General features: G+C 71.7%; 22 protein-coding genes and 1 riboswitch. Of the genes, 8 read left to right on the top strand and 14 right to left on the bottom strand.

All coding sequences use genetic code 11. From position 1 onward, the window contains the following. Positions 1-12: 12 nt before the first annotated feature. Positions 13-1,107: a HoxN/HupN/NixA family nickel/cobalt transporter gene (locus OG841_RS22770; RefSeq protein ID WP_328639814.1), complete on the bottom strand. Its 1,095-nt coding sequence runs from the start codon at positions 1,105-1,107 to the stop codon at positions 13-15. 29 nt (positions 1,108-1,136) lie between these two features. Then, positions 1,137-1,342: riboswitch (cobalamin riboswitch) on the bottom strand. Between the two features lie 81 nt (positions 1,343-1,423). Between OG841_RS22770 and OG841_RS22765 the strand changes: the two genes are divergently transcribed. Next, positions 1,424-1,771, top strand: coding sequence for an ArsR/SmtB family transcription factor (locus OG841_RS22765; protein ID WP_328639815.1), 348 nt, complete (start codon positions 1,424-1,426; stop codon positions 1,769-1,771). A 116-nt stretch (positions 1,772-1,887) separates the two neighbouring features. Here the strand turns inward: OG841_RS22765 and OG841_RS22760 are convergent, their stop codons facing one another. Genes OG841_RS22760 through OG841_RS22750 form a run of 3 tightly spaced genes read right to left on the bottom strand, consistent with a single transcriptional unit; the run spans position 1,888 to position 3,478 of the window. Further along, positions 1,888-2,256, bottom strand: a complete 369-nt coding sequence (locus tag OG841_RS22760; RefSeq protein ID WP_365116618.1) for a hypothetical protein — start codon at positions 2,254-2,256, stop codon at positions 1,888-1,890. Further along, the gene (locus tag OG841_RS22755) at positions 2,253-2,897 is read right to left on the bottom strand and encodes an Asp23/Gls24 family envelope stress response protein (protein ID WP_365116621.1); all 645 of its coding nucleotides are present in this window, start codon (positions 2,895-2,897) and stop codon (positions 2,253-2,255) included. Before OG841_RS22755 ends, OG841_RS22760 begins: the two co-directional genes overlap by 4 nt. Next, positions 2,894-3,478 (bottom strand): RNA polymerase sigma factor, encoded by a 585-nt coding sequence (locus tag OG841_RS22750; RefSeq protein ID WP_328639818.1) that lies wholly within the window; start codon positions 3,476-3,478, stop codon positions 2,894-2,896. The genes OG841_RS22755 and OG841_RS22750 overlap by 4 nt, the downstream gene beginning before the upstream one ends. Positions 3,479-3,708: 230 nt before the next feature. Here OG841_RS22750 and OG841_RS22745 point away from each other — a divergent pair, with 230 nt between their 5' ends. From OG841_RS22745 to OG841_RS22730, 4 genes are read left to right on the top strand one after another with little or no spacing between them, the layout of a single operon-like run. After that, positions 3,709-4,233, top strand: a complete 525-nt coding sequence (locus tag OG841_RS22745; RefSeq protein WP_371566733.1) for an Asp23/Gls24 family envelope stress response protein — start codon at positions 3,709-3,711, stop codon at positions 4,231-4,233. A gap of 55 nt (positions 4,234-4,288) precedes the next feature. Next, entirely contained in the window at positions 4,289-4,474 is a 186-nt protein-coding gene (locus tag OG841_RS22740; RefSeq protein ID WP_328639820.1) for a hypothetical protein, read from the top strand. Further along, complete coding sequence (locus OG841_RS22735) at positions 4,471-4,797, top strand: hypothetical protein (protein WP_371566731.1); 327 nt, start codon at positions 4,471-4,473, stop codon at positions 4,795-4,797. Before OG841_RS22740 ends, OG841_RS22735 begins: the two co-directional genes overlap by 4 nt. Beyond that, positions 4,787-5,698: a YihY/virulence factor BrkB family protein gene (locus tag OG841_RS22730; protein WP_328639822.1), complete on the top strand. Its 912-nt coding sequence runs from the start codon at positions 4,787-4,789 to the stop codon at positions 5,696-5,698. The genes OG841_RS22735 and OG841_RS22730 overlap by 11 nt, the downstream gene beginning before the upstream one ends. Before the next feature lie 321 nt (positions 5,699-6,019). Here the strand turns inward: OG841_RS22730 and OG841_RS22725 are convergent, their stop codons facing one another. From OG841_RS22725 to OG841_RS22715, 3 genes are all read right to left on the bottom strand, one after another. Then, a complete protein-coding gene (locus OG841_RS22725) occupies positions 6,020-6,538 on the bottom strand; it encodes a DUF2231 domain-containing protein (RefSeq protein WP_365116629.1) in 519 nt (172 codons plus the stop codon). An 86-nt stretch (positions 6,539-6,624) separates the two neighbouring features. Continuing rightward, on the bottom strand, positions 6,625-6,849 hold the full coding sequence (locus OG841_RS22720; protein ID WP_328639824.1) for a hypothetical protein: 225 nt from the start codon (positions 6,847-6,849) through the stop codon (positions 6,625-6,627). A gap of 44 nt (positions 6,850-6,893) precedes the next feature. Continuing rightward, positions 6,894-7,130, bottom strand: a complete 237-nt coding sequence (locus tag OG841_RS22715) for a hypothetical protein (protein ID WP_365116632.1) — start codon at positions 7,128-7,130, stop codon at positions 6,894-6,896. Between the two features lie 116 nt (positions 7,131-7,246). Here OG841_RS22715 and OG841_RS22710 point away from each other — a divergent pair, with 116 nt between their 5' ends. Next, positions 7,247-7,822, top strand: a complete 576-nt coding sequence (locus OG841_RS22710) for a dihydrofolate reductase family protein (RefSeq protein WP_365116634.1) — start codon at positions 7,247-7,249, stop codon at positions 7,820-7,822. A 69-nt stretch (positions 7,823-7,891) separates the two neighbouring features. Here OG841_RS22710 and OG841_RS22705 read toward each other — a convergent pair whose 3' ends face one another. Further along, on the bottom strand, positions 7,892-8,836 hold the full coding sequence (locus OG841_RS22705) for an LAETG motif-containing sortase-dependent surface protein (protein ID WP_328639827.1): 945 nt from the start codon (positions 8,834-8,836) through the stop codon (positions 7,892-7,894). A 256-nt stretch (positions 8,837-9,092) separates the two neighbouring features. Between OG841_RS22705 and OG841_RS22700 the strand changes: the two genes are divergently transcribed. After that, positions 9,093-10,754: a glycoside hydrolase family 13 protein gene (locus OG841_RS22700; protein WP_371566726.1), complete on the top strand. Its 1,662-nt coding sequence runs from the start codon at positions 9,093-9,095 to the stop codon at positions 10,752-10,754. 2 nt (positions 10,755-10,756) lie between these two features. Here the strand turns inward: OG841_RS22700 and OG841_RS22695 are convergent, their stop codons facing one another. Then, positions 10,757-11,524 (bottom strand): DUF4142 domain-containing protein, encoded by a 768-nt coding sequence (locus OG841_RS22695; protein WP_328643595.1) that lies wholly within the window; start codon positions 11,522-11,524, stop codon positions 10,757-10,759. A 249-nt stretch (positions 11,525-11,773) separates the two neighbouring features. Here OG841_RS22695 and OG841_RS22690 point away from each other — a divergent pair, with 249 nt between their 5' ends. Further along, the gene (locus tag OG841_RS22690; RefSeq protein ID WP_371566724.1) at positions 11,774-12,454 is read left to right on the top strand and encodes a DUF6445 family protein; all 681 of its coding nucleotides are present in this window, start codon (positions 11,774-11,776) and stop codon (positions 12,452-12,454) included. 19 nt (positions 12,455-12,473) lie between these two features. Here the strand turns inward: OG841_RS22690 and OG841_RS22685 are convergent, their stop codons facing one another. The 5 genes from OG841_RS22685 to OG841_RS22665 form a co-directional block, all read right to left on the bottom strand. Then, the gene (locus tag OG841_RS22685) at positions 12,474-12,932 is read right to left on the bottom strand and encodes a hypothetical protein (protein ID WP_371566722.1); all 459 of its coding nucleotides are present in this window, start codon (positions 12,930-12,932) and stop codon (positions 12,474-12,476) included. Positions 12,933-13,077: 145 nt separating this feature from the next. Continuing rightward, entirely contained in the window at positions 13,078-13,359 is a 282-nt protein-coding gene (locus tag OG841_RS22680; protein WP_371566719.1) for a hypothetical protein, read from the bottom strand. A 97-nt stretch (positions 13,360-13,456) separates the two neighbouring features. Further along, the gene (locus tag OG841_RS22675) at positions 13,457-13,828 is read right to left on the bottom strand and encodes a DUF6479 family protein (protein ID WP_328639831.1); all 372 of its coding nucleotides are present in this window, start codon (positions 13,826-13,828) and stop codon (positions 13,457-13,459) included. A gap of 7 nt (positions 13,829-13,835) precedes the next feature. Next, the gene (locus tag OG841_RS22670) at positions 13,836-14,234 is read right to left on the bottom strand and encodes a luciferase domain-containing protein (RefSeq protein WP_328639832.1); all 399 of its coding nucleotides are present in this window, start codon (positions 14,232-14,234) and stop codon (positions 13,836-13,838) included. 96 nt (positions 14,235-14,330) lie between these two features. Next, positions 14,331-15,110 carry a class I SAM-dependent methyltransferase gene (locus tag OG841_RS22665; protein WP_328639833.1) on the bottom strand — a complete coding sequence of 260 codons (780 nt, stop codon included), beginning with the start codon at positions 15,108-15,110 and terminating at the stop codon, positions 14,331-14,333. Between the last annotated feature and the right edge of the window lie 76 nt (positions 15,111-15,186).

The raw sequence follows: 15,186 nt of genomic DNA, 5'->3' as shown, positions 1-15,186 counted from the left end.
CACCCGGGTCCCTCAAGAACTGCTGACGCCCCACCGCTGCTCCACCTTCGCGAGCCGCCAGTAGGCGATCGCCGCCGCCCACACCACCACGAACAGGCCGACGATGACGTAACCGACGTTGTCGAGATCGATGTCGGCGATCCAGGTGGTGAGGGCGTCGGTGAGGTCGAACTTGTCGTGCAGGACGCCGACGAGCTCGATCGTGCCGATGAAGAAGGCGACCGCGATGGACAGCCCGGTGATGGCGAGGTTGTAGAAGACCTTGCGGACGGGGTTGGAGAAGGCCCACTGGTAGGCGAAGTTCATGAACGTGCCGTCGAGGGTGTCGAACAGGCTCATGCCGGCGGCGAAGAGCAGCGGCAGACAGAGGATGGCGTACCAGGGAAGACCCGCGGCCGCGCCCGACCCGGCCATCACCATCAGGGTCACTTCCGTGGCCGTGTCGAAGCCGAGCCCGAACAGGAAGCCCAGCGGATACATCTGCCCCGGCCGGGTGATGGACTTGGTGAGCCGCCCGAGAATCCGGTTCATGAAGCCGCGCGAGTCGAGATGCTGCTCCAGCTGCTTCTCGTCGTACGTCCCCTCCCGCATCGCCCGGAAGACCTTCAGGATGCCCATCAGGGCGACCAGGTTGAGAGCGGCGATGAGATAGAGGAACGACCCGGAGACCGTCGTACCGAGAAATCCGAGCACCTGGTGGGTGCGTGACCCCTCGTTCATGACCTTGCCGGCCAGCTGGGTGCCGCCGGCGATCAGCGCGGCGAGCACGACCACGACACTGGAGTGCCCGAGCGCGAACCAGAACCCCCCGGACACCGGCCGCTTGCCGTCCGCCATCAGCTTGCGCGTGGTGTTGTCGATCGCGGCGATGTGGTCGGCGTCGAAGGCGTGCCGCATACCGAGGGTGTAGGCGGTGATGCCGAGTCCGATGCCGAAGGCCTTGTCGCCCACCTCGTAGTGCTCCGGGACGACCAGCAGAAAGAGGATGCCGAAGGCGACGACGTGCAGAGCGGCTATCGCGGCCATCAGACCGACCGTCTTGACGGTGTCCTCGCGTCGCCAGCGGAAGGAGGCGGCGGCGGTCTCGGGCAGCGCAGGATCGGTCATACGGTGGTCACTCCAGCACCTCGTGGATGAACGCGTGAGCTGCCGTGGCCGGTCTCCTGGCTTACGGGTCGTGCGTTTCCCTGCCCGCCTTCCCGGCCCGATGGTGACGGCCAGTGGCTGTCCCGCGAGGGACGTGGGAGGGAAACTCCCCGATCACAGTGGCGAGGGCCGCACCGGCATGGACCTTTGAGGGGTCGTCACCGGCTTCCCGAGCACCACGGCCCGCCCACCGTAGGCGGGGGCGGGGTCTCCTGCATAGCTGCACACCTGCGCAGGTATGGAAGATCACACAAGGCTGCCTGCGAGGATGTGGCCCATGCACCTCGTCCCGGCCGACCGAGCCGACCGCCGCACCATCGACGGACACCGGGTGTGCGACGCCATCGCCGCGATCGGCGACCCGGGACACGTCCGCACCTGGTCCGACCGCTTCGCCCTCCTGGCCGACCCGAACCGCCTCTCCCTCCTGCTCGCCCTGCACCGGACCGGCCCGCTGGCGGTCTCCGACCTCGCGATCGCGACGGGAATGAACGACCCCGCCGTGTCGCAGGCGCTACGGCTGCTGCGGGCGGCCGGGGTGGTGGCGGGGGAGAAGGAGGGGCGCGTGGTGCGGTACCGGGTGGTGGACGAGGCGGTGCGGGTGCTGTTGGCGCAGGTGTCCTGAGCCGGTGGAGGTACGGAGACAGCAGGGCCGCCTGGTGAGACCTGGGTCACAGCAGTGGCAGGGGTGTCGACGGCGCGGCGGGCAGGGGCGTCACCGTCGAAACCGCCACCGGGTGCTCAGACGAGGCCCGTGACCGTCACGGTGATCCGCGGCGCGGGCTGCGGGGGCGACAGGGCCCCCAGCCGGCGTGCGACGGTGACCCGCACGGCGCGGGCCACGTCCACCGTCCTGGCCTCCCGGAGGGCGACGACATGGATCTCCACGTGCCAGGGGCTGTCGGCGTCCGGGCGGGTCATCCGCACCCCGGCGGGCCTTCCGCTGTTGCTGTTGTTGCCGTTCGTGGCCCGGTGCCGGACGGAGCGCAGCCGGTCGGCCAGGCCCGGCCGGAGGAAGGCCACGCCGCTCACGCCCGCCGCGGCCGCGGCGGCCTGCTCCACGAGGGCCGCGTGCGCGGGATCCGCGGTGTCCGCAGTGTCGAAGGTCATCGTGTACGGCCCTCCTGACCGTGCTCGGTTCCCGCGGGGACCAGGTCGGTGACACGGATGTCCACCACCGCGACGACCAGACCCAGCTCACGGTCGGCGGCCTCCCACACCCGTTCCCGCACCTGTGCGGCGAGTTCCGGCAGCGGGGCGCCGTCCGGGGCGTGGATGTCGAGGCGGACGCCGACCCCTTCGACGACGCCGTCCGTACCGGCGTCGTCCGTACCGGCATCGAGGAGACGGCAGGATCCGGCCCGGACGCCGGCGACCGTCTCGGCCGCCGCACGCAGGGTGCGGGCCGCGACCGCCTCCATGATCCACAGGTCCTCGGCGGGCTCGCCGAGGGGCAGGGGACGGCCGGGACGCAGTTCCATACGGACCACGTCCATGATCCGCCGGGTCAGCGGCTCGGCGTCGTACAAGGAGCCGCCCACCCCCTCCGTGCGCAGGTCGCGCACGGCGGACTCCAGCCGGTCGAGTTCGCGCACGGCGTCCCGGCAGTACGGGCAGGACCGCAGGTGCGCGTCGTCGGGCCGTTGCTCCCAGTCCTCCCAGGTTCTCGACAACAGCCGTCCACACGGCAGGACTTCGTCGTCGGCGCCGTGGCCGGACGCCCGGTTCGGCGGGTCGGTGTGGACGGTCATCGCCAGGCCCCCAGTGCTTGTGTCAGACAACGGCGTGCGCGGAAGACACGGGCGCGGACGGCCTCCTGGCTGATGCCGACCGCGTCCGCGACGAACTCGTAGGACCGGCCGTCCAGTTCCCGCAGGACCCAGCAGGCGCGCTGTTCCGCCGACAACAGGTCCAGCGCGTCCCGCAGTTCGCGCACCGCGTCGCGGCCCTCGGTGATACGGGCCGGGGAGACGGTGTGTTCGGCCGCGGGAACCTCGCCCGCCGCCTCCAGCGGGGCCACGGGTCTGCGGGCCCGCAGGACGTTCAGGCAGCGGTTGGTGACGATCCGGTACATCCAGGTGCCGAAGGCGGCGCGCCCCTGGAACTCGGGAAGCCTGCGCCAGGCGCTGAGGAAGGCGTCCTGTACGGCGTCCTCCGCCTCGGCCGCGGTCCCGAGCAGACTCGTGGCGAGCCGGAGCAGCGCCGGGGCGTGCCGCTGCACGAGCACGGCGAAGGCGGCCTCGTCCCCCTCCGCGGCCCGGACCGCCAGGAGGGCGTCGTCGGTGTCGGCCCGGGTGTCCGGTGGTGCGCTCTGTGTGCGGGCCCCCGCCACTGGGCGGCTCCTCTCGTCCGGTCTTCCGAGGGTTGGACACGGCTGCGTCCTCCCCGTTACGGAGGACTTCGCAACCAGGGCGTCCCATGGACGCAGCGGGCGCGTGGAAAAAGCGGTGAACCGGATATCCGCAGCCGAAGCGGTCGCGGACCAGCGCGTCACAGAGCCGGCCGGGGCGGGTCCAAGGAAGGAGAGAGCAACCGAGCAGCACGGCAGAAGGGAAGCACGACATGACCACACAGACCGCACCCGTCGCCAAGGACATGTCCACCCCTCGTAACGGTGAGACGTCCCGGGCCACCACGTCCGTGTCCGACGGCAGGGCCGGGATCGACCAGCCGGCCGCGAACCGTGGCCGCACCTCCATCGCCGACATCGTCGTCCTGAAGGTGGCCGGCATCGCCGCCCGGGAGATCCCGGGTGTGTACGACATGGGCGGTGGCCTGTCCCGCACCGTCGGCGCCGTACGCGACCGGGTGCCCGGTGGCCGTCCCAACGTGGGACGGGGCGTGAAGGTCGAGGTCGGCGAGCGGCAGACCGCCATCGATCTCGACCTCGTCGTCGAGTACGGGGCACCCGTCATGGACGTGGCACAGGACGTCCGGGAGAACGTCATCGCCGCGGTGGAGCGCATCACCGGCCTGGAGGTCGTCGAGGCCAACGTCACGGTCAACGACGTCCGGCTGCCGGAGGACGAGGAGGACAAGGAGGACAAGGAGGACACCTCGCAGCAGACCGGGACCCGGGTGGAGTGAACGCGGCCCGGCGCGGAAGCAGACAGGAGTGGATCCGGGTGAGAGGCGGAGGGGAATGAGCACACCGTTCACGGGGATGGTCGCGGGCATGGCCCTGGCGTTCGCGGGGTTCTTCGGCGGCTTCGGCGCCTTCCTGCTGGTGGCCGCGCTCGGCGGCCTGGGCTGGGCGCTGGGCCGGTGGGTCGAGCGCGGCGGTGGCGTCCAGGACGTACGGGACGTCTTCGAACGGAGCCGCCGATGACCGCCGCCGCTCAGCGGGGCACCACCACCGTTTCGGAACGGGCGGTGCGCAGGGTCCGTCCGCGGGCGCCGGCCGAGGCACTGACGGCGCGTTTGTCCGTCCTTCCCGGCGTCGCCCGCAACCGGGTCCGCGTGCTGACCCGGCCGGGACAGCGGCCGGAGGGCGGCCTGCGCGTCCGGCGGGAACCGGACACACCCCCGGATGCCGTCCTGCCCGGCCCGCGCGCGGTGACCGAGGAGGCCGAACAGGCGGCGGTGCCCTGCGAAGTGCGCGCCCGGGTCCGCCCGAGTGCCGTGTCGCACCGCGTGCCGTATGTCCGCTGAACCCTGCTCCGGCGCCGCCCGCCGGCCCCGACGCCGGTGGCCCCGGCCGCCCGCCGCCTGGTGGCCCGCGCTGCGCCGCACCCCGGTGTCGCTGTGGAACGACGATCTCTCGGACGACGCGGCGGCGCTGACGTACTACGCGATCCTCGCGGTGCTGCCGGCGATGCTCGCCACCGTCCTGGCGTTCGGCATGATCAGCCCGGACACGGCGGAGGAGTTCGTCCGGCACGTCACCGCGTACGCCCCCGCCGAGTCCGGTACCGACCTGCACTCCGTCCTGACCCACGCGCTCGGCAACGGCCGCACGGCCTGGCCCCTGCCGGCGGCCGGTGCGGCCAGTGCCCTGTGGTCGGCGTCCAGCTACCTCGCCGTCTTCCGCCGCTCCCTGCACCGCATGCACCGCGTCGAGGACCGGCGTTCGCCCTGGCGCACGGCTCCCCGCATCGCGCTCACCGCGCTCCTGCTGCTCGGGCTGCTCCTGGTCGGCTCGCTCACCCTGCTGCTGACCGGCCCGCTCGCGCAGGCCGCGGGCCGCACCCTGGGCGTGGACGGCACCGCCTCCTGGGCGTGGAGCCTGCTGCGCTGGCCCGTGCTGCTGTGCCTGGTGGCGCTCCTGGTCGTGGTCGTGTTCCGCACCGGCCCGGCACCGGCGCGCCGGCGCGGCCACAGCCTGCCGGGCGGGGCGCTCGCCGCGGCCCTGTGGCTGACGGTCTCCGCCTGCTTCTCGGCGTACGCCTCGACGCTCGGCGCCTACAGCCGGCTCTACGGCTCGCTCGCCGGCGTCGTCGTCTTCCTGATCTGGCTGTGGCTGTCGAACCTGGCCCTGCTCACGGGAGCGCAGTTCGCGGCGGAACTCGCGGGGGCCCGTGGTCGGAGCACGGGGAAGTCCCCGGCGCCGTAGCTGTCCCCGGGCAACGGGTCGGGGGGTGCCATCGGGGTCGAGCAGGCGGGCGACGACGGCCGTGGCCGTCGTCGCCGGAGGCGGTGCCGGCGCGGCATCGCGTGGTCGCCCGCGCCGACCACGGCCAGGCCGCCCGTGCGCCGTCCACGTGCCCGGCGCCCGCAGTCGGCCGTGTCGGCGGGCGAGGTGACACGGACCCGGTCGCCGTGCGGGGCGCGACCGGGCGGAGGCCGGCGTCAGGAGCGTGCGCGCGTCACCTCGCGCCGCGCAGCCCCCCGCGGCGGAGCGAGCAGCCCCGCCGACGGTCCCGTGCGGGGCCGTTCAGCGGCTGTCGCCGTCGGTGCCGGTCGCCGTCTTGGAGAAGCCGCCGTGCCACGCGGCCTTGGCCCCCGAGTCGCCTATGCGGTAGACGTCCACGACGGCTCCCGCGGACACCACGAGCGACAGCACCACGGCCGCGGCCCGCACCGGCAGGGTCGACCAGCGCGTACCGCCCGAGGCGGCCGGTCCGGCCGCGGCCGTACGGCGGGCCGCCCACCAGATGACGGCCGAGAGCACGAACAGGCCCAGCGCCCAGGGCAGCAGGCCGTCGCCCAGTTCCGCGTGGCGGCGCACCAGCGCGTCGTCGCCGACGTGTTCCTCCAGCCACTCCCCGGCCCCCGTGGTGAGCGGCACGCTCACGAGCGTGATCAGGGCGAGCAGCGGCAGCACGACACCCATGCGCTGCGCCACCCTCGGCAGGATCGCGCCGGCCGTCAGAGCGAGCGCGGTCAGGGGGACGAGTACGACGACGAAGTGCACCAACAGGACGTGCGCGGGGAGGCCGTTGACCAGGCCCATCGGAAATCCTCCAGCGGATCCGCCACGAGGTACGTGGCTCGGGCGCGCCAGCCTGGCACAGCAACCTCTCAGCTTTCTCTGAGCCGTCAGCCGCCCGTTTCCGGGCCCCAGTGCTCGGGCCCGCCCCCCTTCCACTCGATCCACGGCGACTGCGCCACCTCCGCCGCGTCGATCTCCAGGCCCGCCCGCCGGAGGAACTCCGCGACGTCGGTCAGGTTGTGTGCCAGGCCGAGGATCTCGCCGTCGACGCGTACGCGGCGGCCGCCGGTGGGGGACGGGGGGTGCACGATCACGCGGATCGGTCCGGACATGTCCTCAGGATCGTCCGGGGCGTACGGTCCCGCACGTCGGTCCGTCATCGCTCGAACCGTTCGCTCGCGTTCCCGATGCCCGACCGTCCCAGGTCGCGCAGTTCCCGCCACTCGGCGGGGCGCGGGCGCCCTCGCTGCCAGTGGGGATGGAAGAAGACCTGGGCCGACAGCTGGTGCAGGCGTCGGCGCAGCTCGGTGTGGCCGGGGCGCTCGGCGAGCTCGTGGTAGATGGCACTCCACTCCCGCTGTGCCCGGGCGAGGTCGTCGGGGAACGATCGCATGCCCGAATTCAATCATGTGTTCGATTTATTGGGCCATGGCGGCCACGGCGATGAGTTCCGGAGAGGTGCCGGGTCCACCAGGACGACGCAAGCCCATCGAGAAGCCGGAGAACGACATGAGCGCCACCTACACCTTCGACGTCTTTTCCAGCCTCGACGGCTACGCCGCCGCCGGCGGCGACTGGACCGGCTACTGGGGCAAGCAGGGGCCCGAGTTGCTCGACCACCGGCTCGCCCTCTACTGCGAGGAGCAGCGGATGGTCTTCGGGGCCACCACCTACCGGGCGTTCGCGCAGATGCTGGCCGAGAGCACCGAGGATTCCGACGTGCGTGACCCCTGGGTCACCCGGATGAGGAACCTGCCGACGACCGTGGTGTCGACGACGCTGGAAGGCCCCCTCGACTGGCCGGACGCGACCGTCGTGAGCGGCGACGCCGTCGATGTCGTGGCGCGGCTCAAGAAGGAGTCCGACGTGCCGTTGCGTTCACACGGCAGCCTGGCGATGAACCGGGCGCTGATGGCCGCCGGTCTGGTCGACCGCGTGCAGGTCACGCTCTTCCCCGTCATCACCGGCCGGACCGGGCTCGACCCGGTCTTCCAGGGTGCCGCCGACTTCGATCTGGAGCTGCTGGAGAGCCGGACGCTCGACGGTCACACCCAGGAGCTCGTCTACCGGCCCACCCTTCACTGAGCGCGGCGGACAACCGAAAGGGCCGCCCACACCGCGAACGGTGGGACGGCCCGGTCAGTGGGAAAGGGGTCAGGCGCGCGAGGCCTTACGGCGACGCGTGGCGAGCACGATGCCCGCGCCACCCGCGAGCAGCACCGCCGCACCGCCCGCGATCAGCGGGGTGTTGCTGCTGGCGCCCGTCTCGGCGAGGTTGTCGCCGCCGCCACCGTTGGGGGTGGGCGCACCCGGAGTCGTCGTGGACTCCGAGGCCGACGGGGTCGGGGTGGACGTCGACGGGGTCTCCGAGGCGGGAGGCGTGCTCTCGGAGGCCGGCGGGGTGGACTCCGAGGCAGGCGGGGTCGACTCCGAGGCCGGCGGAGTGCTCTCCGAGGCAGGCGGGGTCGCCGGAGGCGTCGTCTGCGTGGTCGTGCAGTCCTTCGTGCCGCCGTTCCAGGCCGCGATCAGCTTGTCCTTGATGACCGGGTGGTCCGGGCCCTTGGGGAGGTCGCCGTGCGGAAGGCCGTCCTTGGCGTCCAGCTTGCCGTCGAACTTCGTGTTGCCCCGGTAGAGGTCGATCTGCGCGTAGCAGCCGACGTCCGGGATCGAGATGTCGAGGGAGTCGACGGCGCCGGCCTTGACGGTCACGGTGTCGAAGTCGTGGAAGACCTGCTCGCCGGAGGTGGCGAACGTCGGGCCGTGCGCGCGGTAGGACGCGAGAGAGGCCGTGCAGGTGGACGCGTCGCCCGCCGCGCGGACCTTGACGTGGACCTTGCCGTCGTCGGTCGGCTTCAGGTTCAGGTCGTCGACCTTGACCGAGGCGAAGAAGTTCTTGCCGTCGAGGGAGAACTCGCAGCGGTCGGTCTCGGTCTTCGAGCCGGCGCCCGTACCCGGCTTGTAGCTTCCGCCGTCCTCCCAGCCCTTGCCGCCGGGGCAGTCGGATGCCGAGGCGACGGAGGCGAGAGCAGCGGAGAAGGCGAGCGTCGCGGCGCCCGTCCCCAGCAGCCGCCGCAGGGTGACACGTCTCGCTATGGACATACGTATCCCGTCAGGATGAGAGTAAGTGGTCTCAGAAAACACTGGGCCCATTGGTCACATGCGCCACACTGTCCGCACATGGTGGATCTCCTTGTGGAACGCTGTCAACCTGCGGTGATGCAAGGTCAGTTCATGAGCCATCACAATTTCGACACACAGGGAATGATCCGCTCCGCATAACCTCGGGTTCACGTTTCCGGCGAGCGGGCAGATATCCCCTTTATTTCCCGCACGGACGCATTGCAGAGGAGCCCGCGTGACCGCCCGCACCACCACGCCCGACCTCTCCGGCAAGGATCCCGACTGGTGGCGGCAGGCCGTCGTCTACCAGGTCTATCCGCGCAGTTTCGCCGACGCCGACGGTGACGGCCTCGGGGACATCAGGGGCGTCACCGAGCGCCTCACGCACCTGGCCGCCCTCGGCGCCGACGCCCTGTGGCTGAGCCCCTTCTACCCCTCCGAGCTCGCCGACGGAGGCTATGACGTCGCCGACTACCGGGACGTCGACCCGCGCCTCGGGACGCTCGACGACTTCGACGCGATGGTCACCGAAGCACACCGGCTCGGGCTGAAGGTGATCGTCGACCTCGTCCCCAACCACACCTCCCACCAGCACGTCTGGTTCCAGGAGGCCCTCGCCGCCGGCCCCGGATCCGCGGCGCGCGAGCGGTACGTGTTCCGGGACGGGCGCGGCGCGCACGGCGAACTCCCGCCCACCGACTGGCAGTCCGTCTTCGGCGGCAGCGCCTGGCGGCGGGTGCCGGACGGGCAGTGGTACCTGCATCTGTTCGCCCCCGAACAGCCCGACCTCAACTGGTCGCACGACGAGGTCCGCGAGGACTTCCGCACCACCCTGCGCTTCTGGTCCGACCGCGGGGTCGACGGCTTCCGCGTGGACGTGGCGCACGCGCTGGCCAAGGACCTGACCGAGCCGTTGCGCGACCTCGGTGACCTGCCCGGCGTCGCGGAGGAGGCCCTGGGGCACCTGCCGCCGGGCGGCCATCCCTACTGGGACCGCGACGAGGTCCACGAGATCTACCGCGACTGGCGCGCGATCCTCGACTCCTACACCCCGCCCCGCATGGCCGTCGCCGAGGCCTGGGTCCCGGGCCCGCGCCGCGCGCTGTACGCCCGCGCGGACGAACTCGGCCAGGCCTTCAACTTCGAGTACCTCCAGACCGCCTGGGACGCCGGCGAGCTGCGCCAGGTCATCACCGACTCCCTCACCACCGCCCGCGCGGCCCACGCCTCGGCCACCTGGGTGCTCTCCAACCACGACGTCGTACGGCACGCCTCCCGCCTCGTCCTCCCGCCCGGCACCGACGAGAACGCCTGGCTGCTGTCCGGCGGCCACGCGCCCGCCGTCGACGGACACCGGGGCCTGCGACGCGCTCGCGCGGCCACGCTGCTCATGCTCGCGCTGCCGGGATCGTCGTACGTCTACCAAGGCGAGGAACTCGGTCTGCCCGAGGTCGCCGACCTGCCCTTCGAGGTGCTCCAGGACCCGATCTGGGAGCAGACGGGCCGGGTCCGCAAGGGGCGCGACGGATGCCGGGTGCCGCTGCCGTGGACGACGAGCGGTCCGTCGTACGGCTTCGGAGCCGGCGGTGCCTGGCTGCCGCAGCCGGAGTGGTTCGCCGGGTACGCCGTGGAGGCCCAGGACGGTGTCGAGGGCTCCACGCTGGAGCTGTACCGCACCGCCCTGCGCCTGCGCCGCAAGCTCCTTCAGGGGGAGGACCTCACCTGGGCGGACGCCTCCCCGGCCGGCGTGCTGGACTTCGTCCGGCACGAGGGCTGGCGATGCGTCACCAATCTGTCGGACCGGGCCGTCCCGCTCCCGGCGGGGGCGGTACTGCTCAGCAGCAGCCCGCTGGAGGACGGGCTGCTGGGGCCCGACACGACCGCCTGGCTCGGCTAGGTCTAACCCACGGTCGGTGTCGGGGTCGCGCCCGCGCCCGCGGCCGGGGTGGCGCCGTTCGCGTTCTCGCCGGGAACCGCGAGCGGCGTCGACGTCGGATTCGGCGGCGGGGTGAGCACGACCATCGGCGCGCCGGGCTGCGGGGCCGGCGGAGTGAGGTCGCTGCTGGGCAGCTTCGGCGGAGTGGTCTGCATGAAGAGGGCCTGGTCGAAGTTGACGAAGCCGGTCTTCTCCATGACCGTCATGTGGTCGAGCACCGTGTCGTTGGCCATGTCGGCCAGCGACCGCACCAGCGAGTTCTTGGTGGTGGAGCGGATCTTCGAGATCGCGTTGAAGATCGAACCGTGCGTCACGCGCAGGATGTTGGCGAAGTTCGTGTCGAACTGCTGGCCGCTGCTCGACTCGATCGTGTTCACGAAGCCGACCTGCTGCGGGCTCGCCACGTTCGGGATGGTGACGTTGAGCATCGGGGCGATCTTGCGGCAGGCGGCGTCCAGGGCCGCGTGTCCGTCGATCAGATGCTTTCCGGCTTCCTTCACCTCCGGGGTGGTGCCCTTCTGCAGGGCAACCTGTCCCAGCGGGTACTCCCACAGGCCCGCCGCCCGCACCTTGACGACGAAGTCGCGGTCCTGCTCGGTCAGCGGGCCCCACTGCGTCTGGGCGATGATTCTGTCCTGTGCGGTCGCAGCCTGGCTGACACCCAGCATGGACGGGTACGCGAGAGCGCCCAAAGTGAGAGTGAGGGCTCCGCCCACGAACAGCGTTCCCATCGCGTTGCGCGAGAGTGGCACCGTGCCTCCTGCCCGGTAGGGGTTGCCCGCCGAGAAGCGGGTCGGACGCACAGGAGTACGCACGCCGGGGCGTAGTTGTTCATCACCTCTTCGCAGGATGACCGGGCTCACAGACGCACCGTCAGGACAGACCCCGGACGCCGGTTGACCGTCCGTTGACCGGTTCACGGGGAAGTCCGGGGCAAATCGCGGGAGAGACCTGACGGGCCCCGGACCTAGATTCGCCGCATGTCCATGCCACAGCGGTCGCAGCGGCCGCTTCCCGTCCTCCCCTACCGCAAGCCCACCAAGGGCCGCGACTACTGGGTGATCGACGACGTGCTCCCGGACGTCGACGCCGTACGGGAACGCTGTCTCGCCAAGGACGACTGGGTGAAGGGATATCCGTACACCTCGGAGACCTGGCCGGGACTGCGGACCATGCCGGGGCTCGAACCCGCCGAACTCGGGAGGGTCGAGCGGCTGGTGAAGCGGGCGACCGGAGTCAAGGAGCTGTGGGTGCAGCGGGCGCCCGGCGGGGGCACCCTCAACCACAACTGCGTGCAGGTCGTGGGGGAGGGCGAGAGCGAGCCCCGGCCGCACACCGACTCGCGTGCGCTGTGCCGATACGCCGCCGTGCTGTATCTCAACCCCGGCGTCCCCAAGGACTGCGGCACCAGCTTCTACCGGCAGGCCATGCCCGGCGGCCGGCTCGGCGGCAACGTGGTGCAGGCCCCGCACAACAACCTCGTCGAGGCCCTCGGCACCCGGTTCGTCGCGCCGGACGCCTTCGAGGAGGACGTGCGCGTGCCGCACCGGTACAACCGGCTGCTCCTCTACAACGCCAACCTCGTGCACAGCGCGACCGGTTACTCCGGCAGCACACTGGAGGAGAAGCGGATGACGGCCGTCTTCTTCTGGATGGCGTGACCACGCCCTGGGGCAGGCCCTAGTGGCGGACCGCTCTCGGCACCTTCGCCCGCACCTCCCCCGACAGGTCGTGCGTGCTGCGGGCGGTTCCCTTCCCCGAACCACCCGCGGGGACGTCCGACACGGTCAGCACCACCACGTCCAGCAGCTTGCCGCTCCGGTCGGTGAAGTCGACCTCGACGGTGAAGGACTTCGCCGAGTCCGCGGAGTTGGTGGCGGTGACCTCCACCGTCGTACGGCCGTCCGAAGCGGTGGCGGGGGTGCCGAGCCGTACGTCGTCCCTGGCGTCGACGCCGTTGCTGATGTCGTCGAACCGCCTGCCCGCCTCCGCCGTGGCCGACGACACCGCCTCCCCGGCGCGGGAGGCGGCCGACGCGACCTTGCTCGCCACCGATGACGGGCTGTCGTCGTCGGAGCAAGCGGTCAGGCCCACGACGGCCAGAGTCGTCAGCAGCGCGGCAGTCGTCCAGCGTGTCATCTCGCCTCCAGCGGGTGTCCCTCCAGTGAAGGGCCCCGTCCCTGCGGCCGCACGCCCGGCGTCACCCGAACGGCCCACTCCCGTGGTGGCCGCCCCCGCTGCGCCCGATGGTCGAAGCACATCGACCCCGAAAGGCGGGACACGGTCATGACGCAGTGACCACACGCCACACAGCCGTCCGCGGGCACACCCCCGGCCCGGCCCCCGCGCCGGGCCTCGGCCCGACGCCCACCGGGATGGCGTGGGCCACCGGCGGCGTCGTCTTCGCCGGTGTGCTGATGCTGATGAACGGCGTCCTGGCGATCTTCCAGGGCATCTCCCTGCTGGCGCCCAGACAGAGGAGGATCACACCCCAGCCGGTGAGGTTGATCTTGTAGACGTAGTCGCCGACGCGGGTCCAGACGCCGTCCTTCGCGAGCCCGGTCATCCGGGCCCAGGCGGCACCCTTGAGGACGAACGCGCCGGTGACGACCCCGAGTCGTACAAGCCGGAGAAGCGGGCCTGATCCCGAACGGGGGGCGCGGTCACACGTGGCCGAGGCCGCCGCTGCCGAAGCCGCCGCTGGATCCGGGCAGCCAGCGTTTGCGGTGCTGGTCCTTTCCTCGTCTGCTTCCCGAGTGATGGAGCTGGTACGGCATCAGCCGTTCCTGCTCGTCCACGGTGACCGGCAGCTCGTCCGGCTCGCGCATCTCCCGCATCTCACGGATCGGCCCATTCTCCGGAAGGTGCGGCTGCTCCTTGTCGAGCGGCCGTGGAAGCTCCCGGTCCTGGACCCGCATGCCGAACACCACGGCCCACACCAGCGCGCCGGCGATGAACAGCCCACCGGCAAAGGCGGCGATCACGTTGAGTACTTCGCTCGACGAGGCCGCCAGGACAAACGTCGCGGTACTCATACTCCGATTATCGCCTAATCGGGACGAAAGGGGAGTCCCGGGGGACCACGGTGACCCGGTGGAAGTTGCATGCGGCCGGGCCGACGGGCCGGGGCCCCGCCTGGTGGGCCTTCAGGGCCATGCTGACCAGGCTCATCAGCAGGTCGACGTCGGTCTCGCAGTCGAGGTGGACGGTGACCCAGCGGGAGCCCGGCAGTAGCCGGACCGCCGTCGATTCCTGGAGGTCGTCGTGGAATCTGCGGATGGCCGGTTCGGTGAGGTGCAGATCCACGTCCCGCCCCGGGTGGAAGTGCACGATCTCGCTGTGCCCGGAGCGCAGCGCCAGCCCGGCTCCGCAGCTGGGCAGGCCCGTGCTGAGGTCGGACCACGCCTCCAGGCGCTCCAGGGCGCGCTCGGCCAGAGTCATGCGCCCATCGTCGCCCGCTCACCGCCTCGCAACCAGAGGTTGAGCGAAACGTAACCGGGGCGTGAGGTGTCGCATGGGCCTCGCTCGGGGTGTGGTTCACGGGGTTCGTCCGCGTACGGCCCAGGCGCGTGCCGAGAGGGGGATCGAACCGTCGGGGGCGGTGGGGGCGGCCGCGCGCAGGGCTTCGCGCAGGTCGTCCCGGGCGGCCGGGGGGAGGGTGGTGACATAGCCCGGCGCGGGGCCCTGGCCGGCCAGGAAGGGGCCCCACAGGTCGGCGAAGTCGGCGAAGACGGTGGGGACTTCGATCGCACGCACGATCACCTCGGCGAGTCCCGCGGTCGTCCACAGGTCGTGCAGCGGCTGGGGGCGACAGCCGGGGAACCGCAGGCCCTCGTCCAACTCGGCTGCGGCCGGGTCGAGTTCGGCGGCGGTGTCCCAGAAGAGGCGCAACAGGCGCATCCCGTCGGCGTAGTCCCAGACGTACCCGGCCACCAGAGCGCCGCCCGGCCGGACCGCGCGGGCCATCGCGGTGACCGCCGCCACGGGGTCCGGCAGGAAGTTCAGGGTCAGACCGCTGATCGCCACGTCGAAGGCGCCGTCCCGGACGGGCAGCGCCATGGCGTCCGCCACGACCCCGGACCGGCCCGCGCGGACGAAGCCCTCGGAGCGGTCGCAGCCCACGACCAGGTCGGGCCGGCAGCGTTCCCGGACCACCGCCGACAGCACCCCGGTGCCGCATCCCACGTCCAGCCACCGCAGTCCGCCCGGACGGCCGAGCCAGGCCGTGAACTCGCGCGCGACCGCCCGGCTCCAGCGGCCCATGTAACGGTCGTAGGCGGCGCCGGACGCCCACACGTCGTATCGCTGTCCGTCCATGGCTCCCACGATCCTCGCCCCGCGGGTTTTCTTCTCGGCTTCCCGCCTTCGGCCCGACGGGGCATCCTGCTTCTCC

Origin of the sequence: Streptomyces canus, from assembly GCF_041435015.1 — a bacterium.
GTDB classification, from domain to species: domain Bacteria; phylum Actinomycetota; class Actinomycetes; order Streptomycetales; family Streptomycetaceae; genus Streptomyces; species Streptomyces canus_G.
This window is presented reverse-complemented; position numbering and strand designations above follow the sequence as displayed.

Excerpts from the sequence above, each read along its gene's own strand:
- OG841_RS22770 (WP_328639814.1), bottom strand. The coding sequence starts at position 1,107 with ATGACCGATCCTGCGCTGCCCGAGACCGCCGCCGCCTCCTTCCGCTGG.
- OG841_RS22765 (WP_328639815.1), top strand. The coding sequence starts at position 1,424 with ATGCACCTCGTCCCGGCCGACCGAGCCGACCGCCGCACCATCGACGGA.
- OG841_RS22760 (WP_365116618.1), bottom strand. The coding sequence starts at position 2,256 with ATGACCTTCGACACTGCGGACACCGCGGATCCCGCGCACGCGGCCCTC.
- OG841_RS22755 (WP_365116621.1), bottom strand. The coding sequence starts at position 2,897 with ATGACCGTCCACACCGACCCGCCGAACCGGGCGTCCGGCCACGGCGCC.
- OG841_RS22745 (WP_371566733.1), top strand. The coding sequence starts at position 3,709 with ATGACCACACAGACCGCACCCGTCGCCAAGGACATGTCCACCCCTCGT.
- OG841_RS22740 (WP_328639820.1), top strand. The coding sequence starts at position 4,289 with ATGAGCACACCGTTCACGGGGATGGTCGCGGGCATGGCCCTGGCGTTC.
- OG841_RS22735 (WP_371566731.1), top strand. The coding sequence starts at position 4,471 with ATGACCGCCGCCGCTCAGCGGGGCACCACCACCGTTTCGGAACGGGCG.
- OG841_RS22730 (WP_328639822.1), top strand. The coding sequence starts at position 4,787 with ATGTCCGCTGAACCCTGCTCCGGCGCCGCCCGCCGGCCCCGACGCCGG.
- OG841_RS22725 (WP_365116629.1), bottom strand. The coding sequence starts at position 6,538 with ATGGGCCTGGTCAACGGCCTCCCCGCGCACGTCCTGTTGGTGCACTTC.
- OG841_RS22720 (WP_328639824.1), bottom strand. The coding sequence starts at position 6,849 with ATGTCCGGACCGATCCGCGTGATCGTGCACCCCCCGTCCCCCACCGGC.
- OG841_RS22715 (WP_365116632.1), bottom strand. The coding sequence starts at position 7,130 with ATGCGATCGTTCCCCGACGACCTCGCCCGGGCACAGCGGGAGTGGAGT.
- OG841_RS22710 (WP_365116634.1), top strand. The coding sequence starts at position 7,247 with ATGAGCGCCACCTACACCTTCGACGTCTTTTCCAGCCTCGACGGCTAC.
- OG841_RS22705 (WP_328639827.1), bottom strand. The coding sequence starts at position 8,836 with ATGTCCATAGCGAGACGTGTCACCCTGCGGCGGCTGCTGGGGACGGGC.
- OG841_RS22695 (WP_328643595.1), bottom strand. The coding sequence starts at position 11,524 with ATGGGAACGCTGTTCGTGGGCGGAGCCCTCACTCTCACTTTGGGCGCT.
- OG841_RS22690 (WP_371566724.1), top strand. The coding sequence starts at position 11,774 with ATGTCCATGCCACAGCGGTCGCAGCGGCCGCTTCCCGTCCTCCCCTAC.
- OG841_RS22685 (WP_371566722.1), bottom strand. The coding sequence starts at position 12,932 with ATGACACGCTGGACGACTGCCGCGCTGCTGACGACTCTGGCCGTCGTG.
- OG841_RS22680 (WP_371566719.1), bottom strand. The coding sequence starts at position 13,359 with ATGACCGGGCTCGCGAAGGACGGCGTCTGGACCCGCGTCGGCGACTAC.
- OG841_RS22675 (WP_328639831.1), bottom strand. The coding sequence starts at position 13,828 with ATGAGTACCGCGACGTTTGTCCTGGCGGCCTCGTCGAGCGAAGTACTC.
- OG841_RS22670 (WP_328639832.1), bottom strand. The coding sequence starts at position 14,234 with ATGACTCTGGCCGAGCGCGCCCTGGAGCGCCTGGAGGCGTGGTCCGAC.
- OG841_RS22665 (WP_328639833.1), bottom strand. The coding sequence starts at position 15,110 with ATGGACGGACAGCGATACGACGTGTGGGCGTCCGGCGCCGCCTACGAC.